This is a genomic window from Micromonospora sp. WMMD737 (assembly GCF_049179055.1).
In the GTDB taxonomy this organism is placed as follows: Bacteria; Actinomycetota; Actinomycetes; order Mycobacteriales; family Micromonosporaceae; genus Micromonospora; species Micromonospora reichwaldensis.
In genome coordinates this window covers 1,102,368-1,125,491 of the sequence record NZ_JBMHMH010000001.1, presented here as the reverse complement: position 1 = coordinate 1,125,491, position 23,124 = coordinate 1,102,368, and the positions used below count along the sequence as shown (strand labels likewise).

Genomic DNA, 23,124 nt, shown 5'->3' with positions numbered 1-23,124 from the left:
GCCGCTCGCGCCGGCAACTGGCGCTGATGCTCACGCCGTACCTGATCGGGCTGGTCGGGCTGGTGCTGCTGCCCGCCGCCGTCACCCTGGCGCTGGCGTTCACCGAGTACGACCTGCTGCGCCCGCCCCGCTGGGTGGGGCTGGACAACTTCGCGGCGCTGCTGGACGACCCGGTGTTCCGGGTGTCGCTGACCAACTCGCTGGTCTTCGCGCTGGTGGCCGTACCGCTGCGGGTGCTCCTCGCCCTCGGCCTGGCGCTGCTGCTGCACCGCCGGGCGGTCGGCGTCGGCGGCGCCCGCACGGCGGCGGTGCTGCCGACCGCGGTGCCGGAGATCGCCTACGGGCTGCTCTGGCTCTGGCTGCTCAACCCCCTCTACGGGCCGATCAACCAGCTGCTGCGCACGGGCGGGGAGAACGGCCTGACCGCGCTGGGACGCACCCCGCCGCAGTGGCTCACCGACCCGACCGATGCCCGCGCGGCGATCGTCCTGATGAGCCTGTTCACCATCGGCGAGACCTTCGTGGTGCTGCTGGCCGCCCGCCGCGCGCTGCCCCGCGACGTCTACGAGATGGCGGCGATCGAGGACGCCACCGGCTGGGACGTGTTCCGCCGGGTCACGCTGCCGCTGATGGCGCCCGTGCTGGGGCTGCTGGCGGTGCGCGACGCCATCCAGAGCCTGCACTTCTCCTTCGTGCCGGCCTTCGTGGTGACCGACGGCGGCCCGCCCCCGTACGCCACCACCTACCTGTCGCTGTTCGTCTACCGCACCGGCTTCGAGTACCTGCGCTACGGCTACGCCGCCGCCGCGACCCTGGTGATGATCCTGCTGACCGTGGCGGCGGTGCTGGTGCAGTGGCGGTTGATCCGCCGCTACCGGGCGTTCTACCGGCTCTGACCACCCGATAATCCCGGGCGCCGGCCCCGGGGGCCGTGGCATGATCGCGCACTGCGCCGGCCGGGCGGCGGCGCGCGAGGAGGACGGCATGGATTTCGACGTACGCCGCATCGGCCCGCAGTCGACCGCAGAGGCGGCCGACGTGCTCGCCGACGCCTTCGACGGGTACCCCTGGATGGCCTGGACGGTGGCCGCCGACCGGCACCGGGAGCGACTTGCGGCGATGTTCGCCGGCACCGTCGCCGCCGTCGGGCTGCCCTACGGTGACGTCTGGGCGGCGGTGGACGCCGACGGCCGGCCGGCGGCGGTGGCGGTCTGGCTGCCCCCGGACCGGCCGGTGCCGGACGAGGTCTGGGCCGGCGTCGCGGCGCGCAACGCCGAGCTGGCCGGCGACCGGCAGTCGGCGCTGCACGCCGCCGAGGCGGCCTGCGCCTCCCTGCGGTCGGCCGAGCCGGCGTTCCTGCTCGCCACCGTCGGCGTGCGCCGGGCCGACCAGGGCCGGGGGCTGGGCGCCCGGGTGCTGCGGCCCGGCCTGGCCGAGGCCGACCGGGCCGGCCTGCCGGCGGTGCTGGAGACCTCGTCGGAGCCGAACGTGCGCTTCTACCGGCGGCTGGGCTTCGTCGTCACCGGCCAGGCGCGGGTGCCCGACGGCGGGCCCGACGTCTGGGCGATGCGGCGGCCGGCGGCCGGCGAGCGGGTGTAAGGGCCGTCCGCCCGGGTAGCCGCCGGGAATGGAGCTGGTCGAGGAGTCGCCGTACCGCTTCCGGATCGACCGGCACGACCCGATGCGGGTGCCGGGGGTGGTGTTCGCGTCCCGGTCCCTGCTGCCCGACGCGGGGGAGGACAGGTCGCTGGAGCAGGTCGCGAACGTCGCCACGCTGCCCGGCATCGTCGACGCCTCGTACGCCATGCCCGACGTGCACTGGGGCTACGGGTTCCCGATCGGCGGGGTGGCCGCCACCGACGTCGCCAACGGCGGCGTGGTCTCGCCCGGCGGGGTGGGCTTCGACATCTCCTGCGGCGTCCGGCTGCTCGCCGCCGACCTCGACCGCGACGGGCTGCGGCCCCGCCTCGACGCGCTGATGGACGGCCTCGGCGAGGCCACCCCCCGCGGCATGGGCAGGGGCGCGGTGTGGCACCTGTCGACGCGCGCGGAACTCGACGCGGTGCTGCGCGGCGGCTCCCGGTACGCCGTCGAGCGCGGCTTCGGCGTCGAGCGGGACCTGCACCGCTGCGAGGACGCCGGGGCCGTCGGCGACGCCGATCCGGCGCAGGTCAGCGAGCGGGCGATCGAGCGGGGCGCGCGTCAGGTCGGCAGCCTCGGCTCCGGCAACCACTTCCTGGAGGTGCAGGCCGTCGAGGAGGTGTACGACGACACCACCGCCACCGCCTTCGGGCTGCGCCCCGGCCAGGTCTGCGTGATGATCCACTGCGGCTCCCGGGGGCTGGGCCACCAGATCTGCACCGACTACGTGCGGAAGATGGAGCAGGTGATGGCCCGCCACGGCATCGAGGTGCCGGACCGCCAGCTCGCCTGCGCCCCGGTCTCCTCCGCCGAGGGCCGCGCCTACCTGGGCGCGATGGCCGCCGCCGCCAACTACGCCCGGGCGAACCGGCAACTGCTGGCCGACGCCGCACGGAAGGTCTTCGCCCGGGTCACCGGCAGCCGGCTCGACCTGGTCTACGACATCTCGCACAACCTCGCGAAGATCGAGACGCACGGCGTCGACGGCGAACGCCGCGCGCTGTGCGTGCACCGCAAGGGGGCCACGCGCGCGCTGCCGCCCGGCCATGACGACCTGCCCGACGACCTGCGGGACGTGGGCCAGCCGGTGCTGATCCCCGGCTCCATGGGCACCGGCTCGTACGTGCTCACCGGCGTGCCGGGGGCGCCGGCCTTCGCGTCCACCTGCCATGGGGCCGGCCGGGTGCAGAGCCGCAAGCAGGCCGTGCGGTCGGAGCGCGGGCTGGACCCGCGTGCCCAGTTGGAGGAGCGGGACATCGCGGTTCGCGGGGCGTCCCGCCGCGGCCTGGCCGAGGAGATGCCGGCGGCGTACAAGGACGTCTCGGCGGTGGTGGCCGCCGCCGAGGGCGCCGGACTGTGCCGCAAGGTGGCCCGGCTGGTCCCGCTCGGCGTGGTCAAGGGCTGAGCGGGCGGCGCGGGGTAAGGGGCTCACACGTCCAGCGTCACCGCGCAGCACCAGCCCTCGCCGTCGGGGCCGAAGCGCAGCCCGTGCAGGGAGACGGCCTTCGGCACCGCGCCGACCAGCTCGACGGCGTCGGTGTCCACCGTGCGCCAGCGCACCACCAGGCCGCCGGCGCCGTCGTCGGCCACGTCGGTGCGCAGCGGCAGCTCACCCGCCGTCTCCATCCGGAAGATCACCTCGTCGAGTACGCCCACCAGCAGGTCCGCGTCGTCGTCACCGGCCGGCGCGCGGAACTCCCGCTGCGGGCCCGGGGACGCCCCGGCGGGGTCGACGAACGTCCCGACCAGCGCGGCGACCGCCTCGGCGACGCACTCCTCCCGGCTCGGCGCCCACGCCTCGATGCGGACGTCGGCGGTGTGCGGCAGGCGGCGGTGCCCCCGCCCGGATGGTCGCGGCATGCCCCGATCCTCCGCCACGCCGCGCGACGGCGGGCTCGGTTCCGGTCCGCCGGCACGCCGCGCGACGGCGGGTTCAGTGCAGTCCGAGCCGGGCGATGGGCTCGACGAGTTCGCGTTCCTCGTAGGCGAGGTGGGACAGCAGGGTGTCGCTGAGCAGGTCGACCGCCGCGCGCAGCTCGGCCATCCCGTCCGAGACGGAGACGAACGCGACAAGCGCCCGGTCGACGCGTTCCAGCACGTCGTGGATGGCGTGGTGCTCCTGCTCCAGCCGGTCCAGCACCGGGGCGAGGCGGTCGTCGCCCCGGCGCAGGTGCGGGAAGATCCCCCGGTCCTCCAGCGTGTGGTGGGTGGTGACGACCCGGCAGTACGACTCGCAGTACGTGCCCAGCGTCCACTTGTTCTGCCGGATGGTCATGGTGTTGATGTGCGAGCGGGCCGTGCCCGCGTCGACCAGCCCGGCGCCAACCTGCTCCACGAGGTCGTACAGCCGGGTCAGCTCGGCGCGCAGCCCGTCGTGCACGTCGATGAGGTGCTGCGCGCCGGCCTGGTCGTGCGGCGGGTAGGTGCGCGCCGGGTCGGGCGCGGGGCCGGTGGGGCGCGTGGCCTCGTCCCAGACCCGGATCGCGCTGCGGCGCACGCCGTCGTCGGGCGTCGGGACGACGGCGAAGGACCCCGCGCCGGCGGGCGGGCGGGGAGCGGGCGACGGCTGCGCCCCGGCGCCCCCGGGTGTCGCCCGCGCCCCGACGGCTTCGGGCGTCGCCGGGGTCACGGCGGCAGCGGCGCCGGCCGCGCGCTCGCCGGCCACGAGTTCGCGTACGGCGGGGGCGACCTCGGCGGCGAAGCGTCGCAGGTCCTCCGGGTCGTCGCTGCCCAGGATGAACGTGCTGATCCCGTCGCTGAGCGCGAGGTCGGCCAGTTCCTCGGCCCACTGCTCGGCGGGGCCGTCCAGCGGTCCCCGGCCGACGGTGGCGAAGCGGCCGGTGACGTTGAGCAGGCGGCGCACGTCGGCCGGATCGCGGCCGGCCTCCCGCGCGGCGTCGTCGATGATCGTGTTGCCCCTGCCCAGGTCGCCGGGTTGCAGGTAGCCCAGCGACGGCAGCCACCCGTCGGCCCGGCTCCCGGTCAACGCCAGCATCCGCGGCTTGTACGCGCCGAGCCAGATGCCCACGTCGTGGGCGGGCGCGGGGCCCCGCTTCGCGCCCACCACCCGGTGGAACTCGCCGTCGACCCGGACGCCGCCGCGCGCCTCGACGTCCCAGACCTGGCGGATGACGTCGATCGCCTCGGTCAGGGCCCGCACGCCCTGCCCGGGGGAGAGCCGGCGTCCGCCCATCGCCTCGATGGCCTCCCAGAACGCGCCGGCGCCCAGGCCGAGCTCCACCCGGCCACCGCTGAGCAGGTCGAGACTCGCCACGCTGCGGGCCAGGACGGCCGGCGGGCGCAGCGGCAGGTTCGTCACGTTGGCCGCCAGCCGCACCGTGCCGGTCCGGGCCGCCACGAAGCTCATCAGCGTCCACGTGTCGAGGAACGCGGGCTGGTACGGGTGGTCCTGGAAGGTGACCAGGTCGAACCCGACCTGCTCGGCCAGCACGGCGAGGCCCACCACCCGCCCGGGCTCGGCGTTGCCGGGCGTGAGGAACGCCCCGAAGGCCAGCGGGTGGCCGTAGTCGCCCATTTCGGTACTCCCTTCCGCCCCGCAGCCTCTCACGCGGCCCGGGACGGTCTCCGGGCCGTCCGGCGAAACCGGCGGAAAGGCGGGCCGGCGCGACCCTCCGGCACGGCCCGTGCCCACCGCCGCCGGGCACACGGGGCGCTGCCACCGGCGTACGGTCGCCGGATGCGGATCACGAAGTTCACCCACTCCTGTGTCCGGCTGGAGCACGACGGCGGCGTGCTGGTCATCGACCCCGGCACCTGGAGCGAGCCGCGGGCCCTGGCCGGCGCGGACGCCGTGCTGGTCACCCACGAGCACACCGACCACGTCGACGTGCTCCGGTTGGCGGGTCTCGGCGTGCCGGTCTTCGCCCCGCAGGGCGCCGTCCTGCCCGACCTGGCGCCGCTGTCCGTGACCAGGGTCGGCGCCGGCGAGCGGTTCACCGCCGCCGGCCTCACCGTGACCGCGCTCGGCGGTCGGCACGCCACCATCCACGGTGCCCAGCCCGACTGCGCCAACCTGGGCTACCTCGTCGACGACGCGGTCTACCACCCGGGCGACTCGCTGCACCGCCCGGAGCAGCCGGTCGAGACGCTGCTGGTCCCGGCGCAGGCCTCCTGGCTGAAGCTCACCGAGGCGATCGACTTCGCCGGCGCCGTCGGGGCCGAGCGGGTGTTCCCGATCCACGACGCCCAGCTCAACGAGCGCGGCCTGACCAGCGTGAACGGCTGGTTCGCCGAGACCGTGCCCGGCTACCGTCACCTGGCGCCGGGGGAGTCCGCCTGACCGGCGACCCCGCCCGGCACGATCTCCACCGCCACCGGCCGTGTCGTCCACGGACGAACTGCTATACGGTCGCTGGGTGAGGGTCGAAGAACACTGGTGGAACGGTGACACGTCGCAACGCGGGCGTCGGGACGTGTACATCCGCACGGATGGGCAGCGTTGGGACGTGCAGGTACGAATCGGCGGCGAGTCCGGCCGCTCCCGGGTGCAGGAATGCCCCGGCCGGACGTCCGCGGTCATCCTCGCCGGTGCATGGCGTGGCAACCACCCCGCCTGGCGCGAGGTGTCCGACTGATGGCGCTCGCCGGCCGCGACCGGTGACAACCGGTCGCGGCCGGCGTTGACCGGGCCGCTCCCCGCGACAGCGGTTACGCTCGCATCACCGTGAGCCCGGGGGAGCAGCATGAGCAGCGAGACCGTCCCGGCGGTGATGCCGGCCGCGTTCATCGGTCACGGCAGCCCGATGAACGCGCTGGAACTCAACCGCTACACGCAGGCGTGGCGCGCCTTCGGGCGGGCGGTCCCGCGGCCCCGGGCGATCCTGGTCGTGTCGGCCCACTGGTACATCGGTGCCACCGCCGTCACCGCGATGCCCCGGCCGAGGACGATCCACGACTTCTACGGCTTCCCGCCGGAGCTGTTCGACGTCCGCTACCCGGCGCCCGGCCTGCCGGAGCTGGCGGAGGAGATCGCCGACGTGGTCCACCCCACCTGGGTCGGGGCGGACGTCGACTCGTGGGGGATCGACCACGGCACCTGGTCGGTGCTCACCCACGCGTTTCCCGACGCGGACGTCCCGGTCGTCCAGTTGAGCATCAACGCGTTCAAGAGCCTGGACTACCACCTGGACCTGGGCGCGCGGCTCGCCCCGTTGCGCGAGCGCGGGGTGCTCGTCGTGACCAGCGGCAACGTGGTGCACAACCTGCGGGGGGTGGATCCGCGCATGGTCGACGAGGGCTTCGACTGGGCGCAGCGGTTCGACGAGGCGGCGAAGGACGTCATGCTCGGAGAGCCGACCGAGGCGGCCGCGCTGGACGCCCACCGTGACTTCGGCCGGGCCGTACCGACGCCGGACCACTTCATTCCGCTGCTCTATCTCGCCGGCCTGGCCGGCGCCGCCGGCAACGGCGCGGAGGTGCTGGTGGACGGGTACGCGTACGGGTCGCTGTCGATGACCGCCTACACCGTGGGGTCGTCCTGCCGCACCGAGGCCCCGCTGGCCGGCGCTCCCGCCCTGCCGGCCGACGTGCCGCCCGACTCCGCCAACATCTGACGGCCGCCGTCGCGGTGGGCCACCGCCTGGCGGCCGGCCCGGCGGGGCGACGGGACGCGGGACCAGCCGGTCGTCCCGCCGGGGCCCGCATCCCGTCGCCGCGTCCCTCAGCGGCCCTTGACGACCTCGACCAGCTGGTCCAGCGCGGCGCTCCAGCCCTCGGCGAAGCCCATCTCCTCGTGCGACTTCTTCGCCGCGGCGTCGGCGTGGATCGCCGTGGCCGTGTACTTCGTGCCGTTGCCGGTGGGCTCGAGCTTGATGATCGCGGTGAACGGGAAATCGTCGCCGGCCACCTGGGGGCGGAAGCCGGGGCCCAGCCCCGAGGTGAAGATCAGCGTCGAGCCCTCCTCGACGACCAGGATGCAGCCGGTGCTCGGGAACTCCTCGCCCTCGGGCGAGCGCATCACCGTGTTGAACCTGCCGCCGGGCTGGAGGTCGATCTCGCAGGACGAGGTCGACCAGGGCCGCGGGGCGAACCACTGCACGATCAGCTCGGGCGTGGTCCAGGCCTTCCAGACCAGCTCGGGGGCGACGTCGACGGTGCGCTCCAGGACGAGGTCGAGGTTCGGGTTCACGCTCGGGTAGGCGGTCATGTCTGCTGCTCCTTCAGGTCGTGGAGAAACGAGTCGAGCTGGTCGAGGCGCCGGGTCCATGTCGCGCGCTGACCGGCGAGCCAGGTGTCGACGTGCTCGAGTGGCTGGGGGGCGAGCCGGTAGGTCCGCACGCGCCCCTTCTTCTCCGACGTCACCAGGCCGGAGCGCTCGAGGACGCCCAGGTGCTGGGTGAACGACGGCAGTGCCATGTCAAACGGACGAGCGAGCTCGCTGGTTGTCGCGGGCCCTCGGCCGAGCAGCTCGACGACCCGGCGGCGGGTCGGGTCCGACAGCGCGTGGAACACGCCGTCCAGGGTCCCGTCGTCGCTTCCGGCTCCGCCGCCCGATTGCTTAGGCATGCGCCTAACTATGCCCGCGCCGAACACTTAGGTCAAGCCCTAAGTAAACGCGTCTGGTCCCGATCCGTCCGGGTGGGTCATGCTGAGGGCATGACCGACGTCGGTGCTCCGGAACCGCTCACCCTCAACGTCTACTGCCGGCTCACGGTGGCCGTGACCGACCCGCAGGTGCTCACCGACCAGGCGGTGGCCGACCTGCGGGCCGCAGACATCGACTGGGCGGCGGAGGGGGACGACCTCGAGACGGCGGTGGCGGACCTGCGCAACGACGTCGTGGTGTCGCTGGCGTCGCTCGTGGACATCAGCCGCATGGTCGAGGGGCTGCCGGGGGTGGAGGCGAAGGGCGGGCTGTGCTGGGCCGAGCCCGGCCCGCCCCGCGAGGCCGTGTGGCGCGCCGAGTGAGGGTCGCCGCTGGCGAGCCCGCGCGCAGCGGGCCGCAGCCGGGCGGTGGCACCACCTGAGCGCCGGGCGGGGCGGCCCCTGTGTCGGTCTCGGACATGCCGGCGTCACCCGAGGTGTCGACGGCAGTCATGTCCACTGTGCACTGCGTCACGCTAGCGTCTGCGCACGCCGGCACCACCGCCGCCGCTCCCGGACAGGAGAGCGCCATGACCAGACCGCTGAAGGCCGCCGCCGCCCTCGTCACCGCCCTGCTGCTCGTCCTCACGACCGCGGCCCCCGCCCAGGCCGCCACCCCGGACACCAAGGCCCCGGTCGCCGGGACCCTGCGCCCCCACAACGTCTCCGGCGTGTACGTCGCCGGCGTCTCCTCCGGTGGCTACATGGCCACCCAGCTGCACGTCGCCTACTCGTCGCGGATCCGGGGCGCGGCGGTCGTCGCCGCGGGGCCGTACTACTGCGCGCAGAACAACGTCGCCCAGGCGCTCGGCGGCTGCGGCGACAACGCGTACCCCACGAACGTGTCGGCCCTCCAGGCGTACACCCGGACGTGGGCCTCCTACGGCTGGGTCGACCCGGTGGGCAACCTGTCCGGCGACCCCGTGTACGTCTTCCACGGCACCAACGACACCGTCGTCGAGAAATCCGTCACCGACGACCTGGTCCGGTACTACCAGCACTTCGGTGCCAGCGTGCAGTACGACAGCGGCTCCCCGGCCGGCCACGCCTGGGTCACCCCGTACGGGACCCTGGGGTGCACCGTCACCGCCTCGCCGTTCCTCGACGACTGCGGCACCGACCCGCAGAGCGCCCTGCTGGGCAAGCTCCTCGGCAGCGTGCGGGCGCCGAACACCGGCCCGCTGGGCGGCAGCCTGATCCGGTTCAGCCAGCACACGTACGCCGTCAACGGCTGGGCTCCCGGGCTGAGCATGGGCGCCGACGGTTTCGCCTACGTGCCGGCGTCCTGCGCCGCCGGGCAGTCGTGCCGGCTGCTCGTCGCCCTGCACGGCTGCCTGCAGGGCCACGGCGCGGTCGGCACCGCCTTCGTGGACCGGGCGAACCTCAACCAGTACGCCGACACCAACAACCTGATCGTGCTCTATCCGCAGGCCGGCACCGCCGCCGCGAACCCGAACGGCTGCTGGGACTGGTGGGGCTACCTGGGCGCGACCAACTACCCGATCAAGGGCGGCGCCCAACTGGAGACGATCATGAACATGGTGCGCCGGCTGGACGGCTGAGCCGCGCGGGTGGGGCCCTCGGTGCGGGCCCCGCTCAGGCGGGCGCGTCGCTGCCCACCAGGCGGGCGTCGGCCGCCGCCTGACCGTCGACGTCCCCCGCCTCCTCACACACGCCCGCCGCGTCCGCCCAGTGCCGCCGGGCCTCGTCCGCGTCGTCGAGGGCCGCCGCCGCGTCGCCCAGGTGCAGCAGGGTCCGCCCCAGGCCGGCCGTCGGCCGCCCGTCGCGCAGCCGCAGGCTCTCCGCCAGCAACTCGTACGCCTGCCGGGCCTGGGCGGGCGTGGTGGACAACAGCGCGGCACCCGCGTTGAGCAGCGCGGCGGCCCGGTTGGTCGGATCGGCCACGGACTCGTACTCCCGCAGCGCCGCCCGCCACGACTGCGCCGCGTCGAGGTGCTCGCCGAGCCCGGCGTGCACCAGCACCAGGTTCGTCAGCGCCGCCGCGTAGCCCCGGGCGTCGCCGAGCGCGCGGAAGGCGTTCGCCGCGCGGACCAGGTGGCGGTGTGCGACCTCCAGCTCCCCCCGGGACAGCCGGGCGGCGCCCAGGCCCAGATCGGTCAGCGCGTGCCCGGCCCGGTCCGCCGCCGAGCGGTGCCGCCGCGACAGCTCCAGGTGCTCCACCGCGTCGTCGAACTGCCCCAGGTCCAGCAGCACCAGGCCCAGGTTCATCCGTGCCTGCGCGGTGCCGCGCCGGCCCCGCTCCGCCACCGCGAGGCTGAGCGCCGTCGCCGCTGCCTGCGGGTCGCCCCGGCGGCGGCGCAGCACACCCAGCTCGTTGTGCGCCCAGCCGGCGATCTCCGGCCGGTCGTCGGCCGTGGGCGTGGCGAGCACCGTGCGGCACACCTGCGCCCACTCGTCGAGGCGCTCGGCGTGGGCGAGCCAGCCGCACAGCGCCACCGCCAGGCGGAACCACCAGCGGCGCACCCGGCGCGGCAGGGTCTCCGCCGCGCCCGCCGGCACCCTGACCACGGCCAGCAGCAGCTCCTGGTGCAGGTCGAACCAGCCGTACGGGTCGTCGTCCAGCGCCAGCGTCGGCTCCCGGTCCGGCGGCGAGCCGACCACGGCGAGGCTCGCGGCGTGCCGTTCGGCCCGCCGGGCCAGGTGCCGGGTGAGGCGGGCCTGCGCGGCGACCCGCCGCCGCGCCGGCTCCGCGTCGCGCAGGTGCATCCGGGCGTACGGGGCCAGCAGCGAGCGCACCTCGTAGCGGTCCCCGGGCGCGCCGGTGACGAACCCGCCGGCGGCCAGCTCGTGCAGCAGGGCGGCCACCCGGTCCGGACGGCGGCCGGCCAGCGCCCCGATAGTCGGCCGGTCCAGCGGCACCGGGCTGAGCGACATCAGCCGCCACAACCGCCCCGCCTCGCCGCCCAGCGCGTGGTAGGCGGTGTCCCGCGCGGTCACCAGCAGGGTCGCCGGGGAGGCGGCGACGTGCTGGTGCGGGGGCGTGTCGACGGCGCGGCGCAGCGCGTCGAGCACGTCGCTGTGCCGCCACCCGTGCTGCGCCGTACGCCTGCCGAGCTCCGCGACCGTGCGGGGCTGCCGTCCGCAGAGTTCGACGAGGTCGCGTACCGCCGGGTCGGTGCGCGGGTCCGGGCGGTGCGGCCGGGCGACGGGTGCGGCGGCGCCGGCGGCGGCGAACAGCTCGACGGCGTCGGCGGCGTCCGGCTCGGCGAGCCCGTGCGCCACCACCCCGTCCACCGCGGCCAGCGCTCCCGTGCCGGCCAGCAACAGGCGGCACGTCCGCGCGGTGGGCGGCAGCAGCGGTCGGACCTGGGCCGGGTCGTCCACGTTGTCCAGCACCACGAGGACCGCCCGGCCGTCGAGCTGGCCGCTCAGCTCGTCGACGGCGTCGGCGAGGTCGTCGGCGCGTCCCGACGCCGGCGGCCGGGTGCCGAGGATCCGGGCCAGCGCGGTCAGCACCTGCCGGGCGTCGTGCCGCCGGCCGCCCCGGCGCAGGTCCAGGTAGTACTGGCCGTCCGGGAAGTCGTCCCGGCACAGGTTGGCGGCCTGGATCGCGCAGGCCGACGTGCCGACGGCCCGCCGGCCGACCACCGCGACCGCGTGCTCCTTCTCCAACAGGTCGACGATCGCGTCGACGTGCCCGGCCCGCCCGGTGAACCCGGCCGGCCACGGCAGGGTGGGCGCGCCGGCGACGGGCGGCGGCTCGCTGTCGTCAGGCGTCGCGGCCTGGTGCCGCTGGCGGCGCCATTCCACGATCATCGCGGCGGCGAGGCCGAGCACGATCACCCCGGCGCTCGCCGAGCCGAGCTGGGCGACGGACAGCTCGGAGAGCAGGTTGCCGGTGACGTTGCCGAGCACCGCGCTGACCGTGCCGCCGACCACGCCGCCAACCGCGAGCAGCAGGCTCAGCCGCCGGGGCCGCCGCGGGCGGCGGGCCGGTCCCGGCCGCGTCACCGCACGCCCCCGGCGACCAGGCCGGCGACGAGCTGGCGGCGCGCCAGCACCACCAGCAGCACCGGCAGGACGGAGGCGATGACCGAGCCGGCGGCGAGCGCCCCGCTGTTGGCCGCGAAGCCCCGGGTCTGGCCCGCGAGGAACAGCCCCAACGGCAGCGCGCCCGGACCGCTGAACAGCAGACCCACCACCAGGTCGTTCCACACCTGCACGAACTCCAGCACCGCGACCGCCACCACGGCCGGGCGGTTGTGCCGGGCGAGCAGCCGCAGGGTGCCCCACCAGTGCCGCCCGCCCACCCGGGCCGCCCGCACCTGCTCGGCGGGCAGGTCCGCGAACGCGTTGCGCAGCACCAGCACGGCGAACGGCACGCCCAGCGCGACGTGCACCAGCGCCAGGCCACGCGCCGTGCCCGAGGAGAGCACCACGCCGAGCACCTCGTTGACCGGCCCGGCGATCACCTGCACCGGCACGATGCTGGCGGCCATCAGCAGCAGCCCGGTGGCCTGGGCGGGTGGCCCGGTCAGCCAGGCCAGCGGGTACGCGGCGAGCAGCGCGACGCCCAGCACCACGGCGGTGACCACGGTCGCCAGCACCAGCGTGAAGCCCAGCGTGCGCCACAGCTCGGCGCCGGTCAGCAGGTCCCGGTAGGAGTCGAGGCCGGGCGGGCTCCACCACCAGCCCCGGGCCGCCGCGTCCACCGTGCCGTGCAGCGAGGTGGCGAGCAGCACCCCGAGCGGCACCAGCCAGGCGACCGCCGCTCCCGCCACCAGCAGCCGGGTCGTCCGGCGTGGCGCGGGCGCCACCGGTGCGGGCGCGACGGGCACCGGGTCGCGGGGCGGCGGCCACGCCTGCCGCACGAACAGCGCGGCGACCAGCATGCCGGCGGCCACCGCCACCAGCCACACCACGCCGAGCGCCGCGCCCTCGCCGGTGGTGGCGCCGTTGGAGGTCTGCCAGACCCGCAGCGCGAGCACCGACGCCTCGTCGCGCACCGAACCGGGCGTCATCACCAGGATCAGGTCGAACGTCCGGGCGGTGCCGAGCGCCGCCAGGGTGAACACCACCGCCACGGTGCGCAGCAGCAGTGGCCGCCACTGCGCGTCCCAGAGCACGTCGCGGCGGTTGCCGCCGTAGGCGCGTACCGCGTCGGCGAGGCTGGGCGGCACCGCGTCGAGAGCGGCCCGGAACACGAGCACGGCCAGCCCGACCCACGCCCACACGAACGCCGACATCAGCGCCACCGTGACCAGGCCGGGGCCGAGCAGTTGCGGGGCGTCGGCCGCCGGCCGGCCGGCCAGCGCCGCCGCGACGAGCGTGGCCAGGCCGCGCTCCGGGTCCGGGTCGTACATCAGCCGGAAGGTGACCCCGGTGACCACCAGCGGCAGCGCGGTGGGCACCACCAGGATGAGGCGGACCAGCCCGCCCTCCTGCGAGCGGCGCGAGGCGGCGGCGAGCAGGTAGCCCAGGACGGTGACCACCGCCGGCACCAGCAGCGCCCAGAGCAGCGTGCGTCCCACCACGGCGCCGGTGCCGGGCGCGGCCAGCGCGGTGCGGAAGTGCTCCGCGCCCACCCACCGGCCGTCGGTGGTGACGCTGGCGTGCAGCGTACGCAGCACCGGCCACGCCACCAGCCCGCCGAGCAGCAGCAGGGCGGGCAGCAGCAGTGCCGAGGTGGCCCCCGCCGCCGGGTAGGCCCGCCCGCGCCGGGGCGGCCCGACGTCGTCGAGGACCGCCAGCTCGCCCAGGACCCGGCTCATCGCCCGCCGCCCGCCGACCGGGCCGCCGCCGCCAGTTGCCCGACGGCCCGGCGGGTCGCCCTGCCGGCGGGGACCCCGCCGGTGACGTCGGCGAAGAAGTCCTGCATGATCCGCCAGATGCCCACCCCGTCGGAGCCGGTGAACGGGCCCGGCAGCCGGTCGGAGAGGTCGAAGCGCACCGCCTCGGCCGTGCGCAGCTCGGCGGCGAGGCGGCGCCGGACGGGGTCGCGGTAGTCGTCCAGCGGCACGGACACGTTCGGGGAGAGGTAGCCGCCGGCGCGCAACCACGGCTGGAAGGCGGAGCCGTCGCTGAGCCAGCGCACCAGCTCCGCCCCACGGGCCGAGCCGGCGAACGCCACGGCGGCGTCACCGCCGACGATCAGCGGGCCGCCGGCCACCCGGGCGCCCGGGAAGCGGAAGGTCTCCGGCTGCTCCGGGCCCCGGCGGAACCGGCGGCTGACGTCGTCGACGAAGTCGGCTTCGAAGAGCATCGTCGCCCGCCGGTGGTGCACCACCTGGATCACCGACTCCTCGTACTGGGTCAGCAGGGCCCGGCGACCGCCGCCGGGGAACGCGCCGTCGACGCCCCACAGCTCGGCGAGCCGGTCCAGCGCCGTGTGCACCGACGGGCTCCGCCAGTCGGCCTCGCCGCGCGCCAGCGCCTCGTAGTGGCCGGGCGGGGCCACGTCGGCGAGCACGTTCTCGAACCAGTCGGTGAGCACCCACCCGTCGGCCGCGCCGACGGCCAGCGGCGCCGGGCCGTCGCCCGACCGGGCCCGCGCGCCGAGCCGCCGGGTGAGCGTCACGAGCTGATCCCAGGTGCGCGGGGGCTCGGGGAGCATCGACGGGAAGTGCCAGAACAGCGACTTGTGGGCCGCCTTGACCCAGACGCCGTAGCGGCGCCCGTCGGCGGAGAGCAGGTCGGCCATGCCGGGCGGGAGGGCGTAGCTGGTGGCGGGGGTCAGCTCGCGCAGCCAGCCGCGCCGGGCGTACTCGACGACCAGCCCCGACCGGGGCAGGATCGCCACGTCGGGGCTGGTGCCGGCCAGGTGGCGGGCGCGCAGGAACGCGTCGATGTCGTTGCCGGCGCTGATCACCTGCACGTCGGCGCCGTAGTTGCTCACGACCTCGCGGAAACGGGCCAGCTCGCCGCCGCTCCACACGACCGCGACCTGGACCGCCGGCGCCGTGGCGGCGCAGCCCGCGCCGGTGGTCGCGGTGAGCGCGGCGGTGGCCCGCAGCAGGGTACGGCGGCTCAGGCGCGCCACCGGCGCGGCCCGGCCCACCGGCGTCACCGGCCCACCTCGGCGACGACCGGCACGTCGGCCAGCGAGCCCGGGTCGGCCGTGCACACCAGCACCGCCACCCCCGGGGTGTTCTCCGGGGAGAGCCTGCCGAGCAGGTCGGTGAGCCGCCCACCGCCGGCCGGTCCGGTCGGCAGGTCGACCACCAGCACCTCGGGCAGGCAGGCCACCGCCCGGGCGAGCGCCACCCGGAACCGCTGCGCCTCCGACAGCAGGTGCGGTCGCAGCTCCAGCGTCGGGGCCAGCTCCAGCCGGTCGACCACCTTCGCCGTCCACGCGTCGGCCATCTCCCGCACCCGTTCCCGCCGGCGCTGGCCGTAGGCGATGTTGCGGCGCACGGTCAGGTGGGGCAGCAGCGCGCCGCCGGCCGGCACGTAGGCGATGCGGCGCTGCGGCGGCGGCAGGGCGGTCACCTCCCGGTCGCCGACCAGGACCCGGCCGGCGACCGGCGCGGCCAGCCCGCTCACCACCCGGGCGACGGCGGTGCCGAGCGGCGGGGCGGCGACCAGGGCGGCCGTGGCGCCGGCGGCGACGTCGAGGGTCACCGCGGCGGCGCCGGGCACGGCGACGAGCTCGCACAGTCGTAACGTGGCCATCACCTCCGGTGACCCGGGCGGTCGATCCCAGGGTCGCACAATCCGGCGACGACCGGCGCCCCGCCACCATCCCCTGTGGAGAGCCACCGGGGCCCACCGGTCAGTGCGACGCCGCGCCGAGCCACCGGGGCCCACCGGTCAGCGCGACGCCGCGCCGAGCCGGTGGGGCATCTGCCAGCCCTCCGCGAGCCGGGACGGGTGCACGTGGTGCCCGCCGCCGAAGAACTCGCAGAACTTCATGATCAACGGATCCCAGCGCAGCGGGTCCACATGGCTCGTCCCGGGGATGACGAGGTCCTGCTCGACGTACGCGCGCAACACCTCGACCTGGAAGGCGGTGGCCCGCACGTCGTCTCCCGCCAACGGGTGGGCCGCGACCACCCGGCACTCCAGTTGGATCGGGCACTCCGCGACCCGGGGCGCCGCGACCAGCGCGGACGGCTGGGCGGTCAGCCCGGCAAGGGTGAACTTGTCCGGCTCGTAGCGGTAGCCCTGGCGTGCCTTCTGCTCCGGCACATCCGGGCGGCCGGTGGTGAGCGCGATCCGGTCGACCGCGTCGACCATCGCCGAGGAGGGCAGGCTGAGCACGCACTCGCCCTCGCGCAGCAGGTTCGACGTCGTCCGGCCGCTGTTGCCGAGCCCGAGCATCGCCTGCCTGCCCAGCCACCACGCCGACGACATCGGCGCGAGATTCGCCGTGCCGTCGGGGTTGCGGGTGGTGACCAGCACCACCGGGGTCCCGAAGTAGAGCACCTTCAGACCGGGCACGACGTGCATCCGTCCGCCTTCCACCGAGGACGCGACCGTGCGTCGCGCCACCGGAGCCGACTATCCGGGAACCGGCGGGGTCGGCGCTGGCGGCGATCGGACGTGGCGTTCGCGCCGTGCCGCCGGTCAGCCGGCCGGGCGCGGCGGGAGACCGGACCGTTGGCACGCCTCCCGGTACATCCGCACCACCTCCTGCCGGATCTGGGCGCGTTCGTTCAGCCGGTGGGCGAACGGCACCCGCACCGGGACCTCGATGTCGTCCACGGTCACGGCGAACTCCATCCCCTCGGCGTCCAGGCCGGTGGCCCGGGCCCGGGTGGCCGCCGGCTGCCCGCCGAGCGTGCGGCAGATGAGCAGCGAGTCCCCGGCGTGGTCGTCGTTCATGTGCCGGCAGACGGCGGCGACCACGTCGGCGCCGAACGGGGCGGTCACGCGGCCTCCTCCGAGTCCGTGGCCGGCACGAGGTGGGACAGGGCGGCGAGGACCTCGGTGTTGTGCCGGTACGCCACGAGCACCTCGGTCCGCAGCGCGGCCCGACCCACCTCGTCGAGCGGGAGGGCGTCCAGCCTGGCCCGGTAGGCGTCCTTGTACGCCTTCGGACTGGGGATCCGGTCGAACCGGTAGAACGCCGCCCCGGCGGCCCCGCTCAGCCCGTAGTGCCGGGCGAGGGACCGTCCGATGTGCAGGCCGCCGGAGAGGTCGCCGAGGTAGCGGGTGTAGTGGTGGGCGACGAACCGTTCCGGTGAGCTGGCGCAGACCGCGCCGAGGCGCCCGGCGTAGGCGACCGTCGCCGGGGTCGGGTCGATCCGTCGGCGCCAGTCGGGCCCGAGCAGGAACTCCAGGTCCGCGGCGAGGGCGGGCAGCCGGGTCAGCGCGTCGTCGACGAACGGGCCGGCGAGCGGGTCGTGGCGCATCGCCTCGGCGGCGCCCTCCAGCGCCTCGTAGATGACGTGGTGCTGCACCACCAGCGCGGCGTAGCCGGCGCGGTCCAGCTCGCCGGCCACCAGGGCCGAGACGTACCGCTGGGACTCCGCGCCCTGGTGGGCCTCCTGGCTGGCGGCCCGCAGTTCGGCCGAGAACGGGGTGCTGGTCGGGCTCATGTCTCCTCCAGGGTGACGGAAGCCCGGGTGGGCTGCCGTCGGGAGAGATCAACGGTAGCCCGGCACGTGGGTGGGGGCACGACATCGAGGTCATGCCGGCACACCCCGCCGCCCTGCTTGGTCAGGCCGGCGAGGGAGCGGCGCCGCGGTAGATCGCGGCCAGCCACACGTCGCGCAGCACGTCGACCACGTCGCGCTCGGCCACGGCCGGCCCGTCGCCGGCGAAGGTGGCGTACCAGACGCGCTCGTTCATCGAGTTGAGCGCGATGGCGAGGTCGCGGGCCGGCACGCCGTCGGGGGCCGCCCCGCGCCGCCGCTCGGCCACGATCGCGGTCTCGATCGCGTGCACCCAGCGCTCCAGCACGGTCGCCCAGAGCCGGCGCACCTCGGCGTTGGTGCCGCGCACCTGGGCGCAGGCCAGCACCACCGCGCGGTGCGCGCCGAACGTCTCGTGGAACCGGTCGATCAGCTCCCGCCAGCGCGCCGGCGGATCCTCGGCCAGCCGCTCCAGCACGTTCCCGGCGGCGGCGTTGGCCTCCTCGATGACCCGGTCCAGCAGCGTCAGCAGCACCGCGTCCTTGGCCGGGAAGTAGAAGTAGAAGGTGGGCCGGGAGATGCCCGCCCCGCGCGCCAGGTCGTCGATGGAGATGTCGGCGAAGGCCCGCTGCCCCAGCAGCCGCTCGGCGGTCGCCAGGATGGCCAGCTCCCGCTCGTCGCCGACGGAGCGCGCCGCGCGCCGTCCGCGCCCGGTCGCGTTCCCGGTGGCCGTACGGGCGGGTGTCATGCCCGGTGACTCTACACCGGATCAACACTGTGTCGATTCGACTCGACAGGGTGTTGACGAGCCTCGACAGCCGTGGCTAGTGTCCGGTCACACCGGCGGACGGAGACGAGATGGCCACCGAACACGTCGACGTGCTCATCGTCGGCGCCGGCCTGTCCGGCGTGGGCGCCGCCTGCCACCTGCGCCGCGGATGCCCGGAGAAGACGTACGCGGTGCTGGAGTCCCGCGACGCGATCGGCGGCACCTGGGACCTGTTCCGTTATCCCGGCGTCCGGTCGGACTCCGACATGTTCACCCTCGGCTACTCCTTCAAGCCGTGGACCGACCCCAAGGCGATCGCCGACGGCGACTCGATCCGCGACTACGTCCGCCGCACCGCCGACGAGTACGGCGTCACCGACCACATCCGCTTCCGGCACCGGGTGCTGCGGGCCGACTGGGACAGCGCAAGCGCCCGCTGGACGGTGCACGCCCGGCGCGACGACACCGGCGAGACGGTCGCGCTGACCTGCTCCTTCCTGTTCACCTGCGCCGGCTACTACCGCTACGACGCCGGGTACGCCCCGGGGTTCCCCGGCACCGAGCGGTTCGCGGGGCGGATCGTGCACCCGCAGCACTGGCCCGCCGACCTCGACCACACCGGCAAGCGGGTGGTGGTGATCGGCAGCGGCGCCACCGCCGTGACCCTGGTGCCGGCGATGGCCGAGCGGGCCGCCCACGTCACGATGCTCCAGCGCTCACCCACGTACGTCCTGGCGCTGCCCTCGCGCGACGTGCTGGCCGACGCGCTGCGGCGCTGGCTGCCCGCGAAGGCCGCGTATCCGGTGGTGCGCTGGAAGAACGTCCTGCTCTCCACCGCCAATTTCCAGCTCAGCCGGCGCGCGCCCGCGCTGGTCCGGCGGTTGCTGCTGCGCGCCGCCCGGGGCCGGCTGCCGGCCGGCTACGAAGTCGACCGGCACTTCTCGCCCCGCTACGACCCCTGGGACCAGCGGCTGTGCGTGGTGCCCGACGGCGACCTGTTCACCGCGGTGGCCCGGGGGCGGGCGTCGGTGGTCACCGACACCGTCGACACCTTCACCGAGCGGGGCGTCCGGCTCGGCTCCGGCGAGGAGCTGGTTGCGGACGTCGTCGTCACCGCCACCGGGCTCAACCTGCTCGCCCTCGGCGGCATGACGTTGACCGTGGACGGTGTCGAGGTGGAGCTGCCCGACACCGTCGCCTACAAGGGGATGATGCTCTCCGGGGTGCCGAACTTCGCGCTGACCCTCGGCTACACCAACGCCTCGTGGACGCTGAAGGCCGACCTGGTGGCCACCTACGTCTGCCGGCTGCTGCGGCACCTGGACCGCACCGGCCAGCAGGTCGTCACCCCGCTGCCGCCGCCCGACGGCGAGCTGGAGCCGATCATCGACCTGACGGCCGGCTACGTGCTGCGCAGCGTCGACGCCCTGCCCAAGCAGGGCGCCAGGGCGCCGTGGCGGCTGTACCAGAACTATCCCCGGGACGTCCTGCTGATGCGGCACGGCCGGCTCACCGACCCCGGCGTGCGGTTCTCCCGCGCCGGCACACCGCAAAGGAGGACCGCCCGTGCGTAGGTTCGTCTTCACCGGCGGCACGGCCGTGGTGACCGGCGCCGCCAGCGGGATCGGCGAGGCCCTCGTGCACGGGCTGGCCCGCCGGGGCAGCGACCTCGTGCTGGTCGACCGCGACGCCGGGCGCCTCGACGCCGTCGTCGCGGCGGTCCGCGCCGCGCACCCCGACCGGCAGCTCACCGCCTACGTGGTCGACCTGGCCGACGCCGCCGCCACCGCCCGGGTGGCCGAGGAGATCCGGCGGCGGCACCCGGCGCTGCGGCTGCTGGTCAACAACGCGGGGGTGGCGCTGGGCGGCCGGTTCGACCAGGTGAGCCTGGACGAGTTCAGCTGGGTCGTCGACGTCAACTTCCGGGCCGTGGCGCAGCTGACCCACGCGCTGCTGCCCACGCTGCGGGTCGAGCCGGGCGCGCACCTGGTCAACGTCTCCAGCCTCTTCGGGATCATCGCCCCGGCCGGGCAGACCGCCTACGCGGCCAGCAAGTTCGCCGTCCGCGGCTTCACCGAGGCGCTGCGCCAGGAGCTGGCCGGCGAGGGAATCGGGGTGACCTGTGTGCATCCGGGGGGCATCCGCACCCGGATCGCGCAGAACGCCCGGGTGGGCGCCGGCGTGCCCGCCGAGGAGTTCGAGACCGGCCGCCGGCAGTTCGAGAAGCTGCTGACCATCGACCCCGCCCGGGCAGCCGAGGTGATCCTGCGCGGCGTGCACCGCCGCCGGGGCCGGGTGCTGATCGGCTGGTCGGCGAAGCTGCCCGACCTGCTGGCCCGGGTCGCGCCCGTGTCGTACCAGCGGGTCCTGGCCTTCGCGCTCGACCGCGTCGCGGGCGACGCCACCCGCCGGCTCACCACCGGATCGCCCGCCCCGGCGCAGCGCCAGCCCGAGGCGCCCCCGGCGCAGCGCCAGCCCGAGGCGCCCCCGGCGGCCGACCCGGCCGGGGAGCCGGCGTGAGCGCCCCGGCCGGGCGCCGGCACGTCAGCGTGGACGGCCGGCGGGTGTGCCACCGCGTCGACGGCGACGGGCCGCCGGTGCTGCTGCTGCACGGCATCGGCCGCACCCTGCGCGACTTCACCGAGCTGCACGAGCTGCTCGCCGCGCGGTTCCGGGTGCACAGCGTCGACCTGCCCGGCTACGGCGGTTCGCTGCCGATGGCCGGACCCTGCACCCTGCCGGCGCTCGGCGAGTTCGCCGCCCGCTACCTCGACGCCGTCGGCGTCGAGGAGCCGGCGCACGTGGTCGGCAACTCCCTCGGCGGCGCCGTCGCCATGCGCCTCGCGGCGTCCGAGCCGGGCCGGGTGGCCAGCCTGACGCTGGTCAACAGCGCCGGCTTCGGCCGGGAGGTGACCATCGCGCTGCGGCTGCTGGCGCTGCGCCCGCTGGGCCGGCTGCTGCTGCGGCCCACCCGGTGGGCCGCCCGCCGCGCCGAGCTGTCGCTCTTCCACGACCCGGCTCTCGCCACCGCCGAGCGCGTCGCCCACGCCCTAGCGGTCGCCCGCCAGCCGTACGCCGCCCGGGTGATGCTGGAGACCGCGCGCAGCCTCGGCACCTTCCGGGGCGTGAGCCCGCAGTGGCGCGAGGAGCTGCTGGCCGAGGTGGCACGGCTCGACGTGCCCACCCTGGTCGTCTGGGGCGACCGGGACCTGATCCTGCCGGCGGCGCACCTCGACGCCGCCCGGTCCCGGCTGCCGCGCGCCCGCACCCACCTGTTCGCCGACTGCGGGCACATGCCGCAGATCGAGTGCGCCGAGGAGTTCCACCGCCTGCTCGTCGACTTCTGGGCCGAGGCCGGCGCGGACGCCGCCGGCAGGTGAGCCGGCGGCGGGACGGGGAAAGCGGGCCGGGTGCCCGAGCTGACCCTCTTCCTCGGCGGCGACGTGACGACCGGCCGGGGCGTGGACGCGATCCTGCCCGCGCCCGGCCCGCCCGAGCTGCGCGAACCGGCGGTACGCGACGCGCGCGACTACGTCGACCTCGCCCGGGACGCCAACGGGCCGGTCCCGCGCCCGGCGCCGCCGGCCTGGCCGTGGGGCGAGGCGCTGCACCTGCTCGACGAGCTGCGGCCCGACGCCCGCGTGGTCAACCTGGAGACCGCGGTGACCGGCCGGGGCGAGCACACACCGGCCAAGGCGATCCACTACCGGATGCACCCGGGAAACCTGCCCTGCCTCGCCGCGGCCCGGCTCGACGTCTGCGCCCTGGCCAACAACCACAGCCTCGACTTCGGCCCGGTCGGGCTCACCGACACCCTCGACGCGCTGGCCGGCGCCGGCATCGCCACCGCCGGCGCCGGCCGGGACGCGGCGTCGGCCTGGCGGCCCGCCCGGGTGCCGCTCGGCCGGGGCAGCCGGCTGCTCGTGTGGTCGGTGGCCGTACCGTCCAGCGGGGTGCCCCCGCCCTGGGCGGCCACCGCCGGGTCGCCCGGGGTGGCGTACCTGCCGGAGGTCTCGGTCGCCTCGGCGGACGCGCTGGTCGGACGGATCGCCGCCGTGGCCGGGCCGGGGGACCGGGTGCTGGTCTCCGTGCACTGGGGCACCAACTGGGGGTACGAGGTGCCGCCCGCGCACGTCGACTTCGCCCACCGGCTGGTCGACGCCGGCGTAGACGTGGTGCACGGCCACTCGTCGCACCATCCCCGCCCCGTCGAGGTGTACCGCGACCGGCTCATCCTCTACGGCTGCGGCGACCTGGTCGACGACTACGAGGGCATCGGCGGGCGGGAGGCGTACCGCCCGGAGCTGCGGCTGCTCTGGCTGCCGACCCTCGACGCGGACACCGGGGCGCTGCGGGGCCTGCGGGCGGCCCCGGTACGGATGCGCCGGATGCGGCTGGAGCGGGCCGCGCCCGACGAGGCCGGCTGGCTGGCGGGGCTGCTCGGCGGCTTCGGCCCACCGTTCGCGCGCGGGTCCACCGTCGACGGCGACGGGCTGCTGACGCTGCACCCACGCTGACGGTGGCCCGCGCCACCCCCGGCGGGGGCGCGGGACGCGCCGAGGAGACGGGGCCCAC

At 75.7% G+C, this 23,124-nt stretch carries 24 protein-coding genes; 12 read left to right on the top strand and 12 right to left on the bottom strand.

What is annotated here, in order from left to right; translation table 11 throughout:
- Window positions 1-26 precede the first annotated feature (26 nt).
- The 3 genes from ACN27A_RS04325 (at window position 27) to ACN27A_RS04315 (ending at window position 3,046) form a co-directional block, all read left to right on the top strand.
- Window positions 27-896: a carbohydrate ABC transporter permease gene (locus tag ACN27A_RS04325; RefSeq protein WP_421458366.1), complete on the top strand. Its 870-nt coding sequence runs from the start codon at window positions 27-29 to the stop codon at window positions 894-896.
- 88 nt (window positions 897-984) lie between these two features.
- Window positions 985-1,599 (top strand): GNAT family N-acetyltransferase, encoded by a 615-nt coding sequence (locus ACN27A_RS04320; RefSeq protein ID WP_421449967.1) that lies wholly within the window; start codon window positions 985-987, stop codon window positions 1,597-1,599.
- A gap of 28 nt (window positions 1,600-1,627) precedes the next feature.
- Entirely contained in the window at window positions 1,628-3,046 is a 1,419-nt protein-coding gene (locus ACN27A_RS04315) for an RtcB family protein (protein ID WP_421449966.1), read from the top strand.
- Window positions 3,047-3,069: 23 nt separating this feature from the next.
- Here the strand turns inward: ACN27A_RS04315 and ACN27A_RS04310 are convergent, their stop codons facing one another.
- On the bottom strand, window positions 3,070-3,501 hold the full coding sequence (locus ACN27A_RS04310) for an archease (RefSeq protein WP_421449964.1): 432 nt from the start codon (window positions 3,499-3,501) through the stop codon (window positions 3,070-3,072).
- Between the two features lie 73 nt (window positions 3,502-3,574).
- Window positions 3,575-5,176 (bottom strand): LLM class flavin-dependent oxidoreductase, encoded by a 1,602-nt coding sequence (locus ACN27A_RS04305; RefSeq protein ID WP_421449962.1) that lies wholly within the window; start codon window positions 5,174-5,176, stop codon window positions 3,575-3,577.
- Between the two features lie 162 nt (window positions 5,177-5,338).
- Between ACN27A_RS04305 and ACN27A_RS04300 the strand changes: the two genes are divergently transcribed.
- The 3 genes from ACN27A_RS04300 to ygiD all read left to right on the top strand — a co-directional run bounded on the left by ACN27A_RS04300 (window position 5,339) and on the right by ygiD (window position 7,214).
- Window positions 5,339-5,941 carry an MBL fold metallo-hydrolase gene (locus tag ACN27A_RS04300; protein ID WP_421449960.1) on the top strand — a complete coding sequence of 201 codons (603 nt, stop codon included), beginning with the start codon at window positions 5,339-5,341 and terminating at the stop codon, window positions 5,939-5,941.
- Window positions 5,942-6,017: 76 nt separating this feature from the next.
- On the top strand, window positions 6,018-6,236 hold the full coding sequence (locus ACN27A_RS04295) for a hypothetical protein (protein WP_089000245.1): 219 nt from the start codon (window positions 6,018-6,020) through the stop codon (window positions 6,234-6,236).
- A gap of 108 nt (window positions 6,237-6,344) precedes the next feature.
- Complete coding sequence (ygiD, locus tag ACN27A_RS04290; RefSeq protein ID WP_421449958.1) at window positions 6,345-7,214, top strand: 4,5-DOPA dioxygenase extradiol; 870 nt, start codon at window positions 6,345-6,347, stop codon at window positions 7,212-7,214.
- 107 nt (window positions 7,215-7,321) lie between these two features.
- On the opposite strand, the gene ACN27A_RS04285 is transcribed toward ygiD, so the two are convergent.
- Window positions 7,322-7,807 (bottom strand): SRPBCC family protein, encoded by a 486-nt coding sequence (locus tag ACN27A_RS04285; protein WP_421449956.1) that lies wholly within the window; start codon window positions 7,805-7,807, stop codon window positions 7,322-7,324.
- A complete protein-coding gene (locus ACN27A_RS04280) occupies window positions 7,804-8,166 on the bottom strand; it encodes an ArsR/SmtB family transcription factor (protein ID WP_421449955.1) in 363 nt (120 codons plus the stop codon). Before ACN27A_RS04280 ends, ACN27A_RS04285 begins: the two co-directional genes overlap by 4 nt.
- A gap of 90 nt (window positions 8,167-8,256) precedes the next feature.
- Between ACN27A_RS04280 and ACN27A_RS04275 the strand changes: the two genes are divergently transcribed.
- Window positions 8,257-8,568 carry a hypothetical protein gene (locus tag ACN27A_RS04275; RefSeq protein ID WP_421449953.1) on the top strand — a complete coding sequence of 104 codons (312 nt, stop codon included), beginning with the start codon at window positions 8,257-8,259 and terminating at the stop codon, window positions 8,566-8,568.
- Between the two features lie 206 nt (window positions 8,569-8,774).
- Window positions 8,775-9,806 carry a poly(3-hydroxybutyrate) depolymerase gene (locus tag ACN27A_RS04270; protein ID WP_421449952.1) on the top strand — a complete coding sequence of 344 codons (1,032 nt, stop codon included), beginning with the start codon at window positions 8,775-8,777 and terminating at the stop codon, window positions 9,804-9,806.
- A 34-nt stretch (window positions 9,807-9,840) separates the two neighbouring features.
- On the opposite strand, the gene ACN27A_RS04265 is transcribed toward ACN27A_RS04270, so the two are convergent.
- From ACN27A_RS04265 to ACN27A_RS04230, 8 genes are all read right to left on the bottom strand, one after another.
- The gene (locus ACN27A_RS04265) at window positions 9,841-12,216 is read right to left on the bottom strand and encodes a hypothetical protein (protein WP_421449950.1); all 2,376 of its coding nucleotides are present in this window, start codon (window positions 12,214-12,216) and stop codon (window positions 9,841-9,843) included.
- On the bottom strand, window positions 12,213-13,976 hold the full coding sequence (locus ACN27A_RS04260; protein WP_421449948.1) for an ABC transporter permease subunit: 1,764 nt from the start codon (window positions 13,974-13,976) through the stop codon (window positions 12,213-12,215). Before ACN27A_RS04260 ends, ACN27A_RS04265 begins: the two co-directional genes overlap by 4 nt.
- A complete protein-coding gene (locus ACN27A_RS04255; RefSeq protein ID WP_421449946.1) occupies window positions 13,973-15,271 on the bottom strand; it encodes an extracellular solute-binding protein in 1,299 nt (432 codons plus the stop codon). Before ACN27A_RS04255 ends, ACN27A_RS04260 begins: the two co-directional genes overlap by 4 nt.
- Entirely contained in the window at window positions 15,268-15,876 is a 609-nt protein-coding gene (locus ACN27A_RS04250; RefSeq protein ID WP_421449944.1) for an ATP-binding cassette domain-containing protein, read from the bottom strand. Before ACN27A_RS04250 ends, ACN27A_RS04255 begins: the two co-directional genes overlap by 4 nt.
- 138 nt (window positions 15,877-16,014) lie before the next feature.
- Window positions 16,015-16,653, bottom strand: a complete 639-nt coding sequence (locus ACN27A_RS04245) for a flavin reductase family protein (protein ID WP_421449942.1) — start codon at window positions 16,651-16,653, stop codon at window positions 16,015-16,017.
- 117 nt (window positions 16,654-16,770) lie between these two features.
- Window positions 16,771-17,076 carry a DUF2470 domain-containing protein gene (locus ACN27A_RS04240; RefSeq protein ID WP_421449940.1) on the bottom strand — a complete coding sequence of 102 codons (306 nt, stop codon included), beginning with the start codon at window positions 17,074-17,076 and terminating at the stop codon, window positions 16,771-16,773.
- Entirely contained in the window at window positions 17,073-17,744 is a 672-nt protein-coding gene (locus tag ACN27A_RS04235; RefSeq protein WP_421449938.1) for a heme oxygenase (biliverdin-producing), read from the bottom strand. Before ACN27A_RS04235 ends, ACN27A_RS04240 begins: the two co-directional genes overlap by 4 nt.
- A gap of 121 nt (window positions 17,745-17,865) precedes the next feature.
- Window positions 17,866-18,528 carry a TetR/AcrR family transcriptional regulator gene (locus tag ACN27A_RS04230; RefSeq protein ID WP_421449936.1) on the bottom strand — a complete coding sequence of 221 codons (663 nt, stop codon included), beginning with the start codon at window positions 18,526-18,528 and terminating at the stop codon, window positions 17,866-17,868.
- Window positions 18,529-18,638: 110 nt separating this feature from the next.
- Here ACN27A_RS04230 and ACN27A_RS04225 point away from each other — a divergent pair, with 110 nt between their 5' ends.
- From ACN27A_RS04225 to ACN27A_RS04210, 4 genes are read left to right on the top strand one after another with little or no spacing between them, the layout of a single operon-like run.
- Window positions 18,639-20,123, top strand: a complete 1,485-nt coding sequence (locus ACN27A_RS04225) for a flavin-containing monooxygenase (protein ID WP_421449935.1) — start codon at window positions 18,639-18,641, stop codon at window positions 20,121-20,123.
- Window positions 20,116-21,069, top strand: a complete 954-nt coding sequence (locus ACN27A_RS04220) for an SDR family NAD(P)-dependent oxidoreductase (RefSeq protein WP_421449933.1) — start codon at window positions 20,116-20,118, stop codon at window positions 21,067-21,069. The genes ACN27A_RS04225 and ACN27A_RS04220 overlap by 8 nt, the downstream gene beginning before the upstream one ends.
- Window positions 21,066-21,929, top strand: coding sequence for an alpha/beta fold hydrolase (locus tag ACN27A_RS04215; RefSeq protein WP_421449932.1), 864 nt, complete (start codon window positions 21,066-21,068; stop codon window positions 21,927-21,929). Before ACN27A_RS04220 ends, ACN27A_RS04215 begins: the two co-directional genes overlap by 4 nt.
- 30 nt (window positions 21,930-21,959) lie before the next feature.
- Entirely contained in the window at window positions 21,960-23,066 is a 1,107-nt protein-coding gene (locus ACN27A_RS04210; RefSeq protein ID WP_421449930.1) for a CapA family protein, read from the top strand.
- Window positions 23,067-23,124 lie beyond the last annotated feature (58 nt).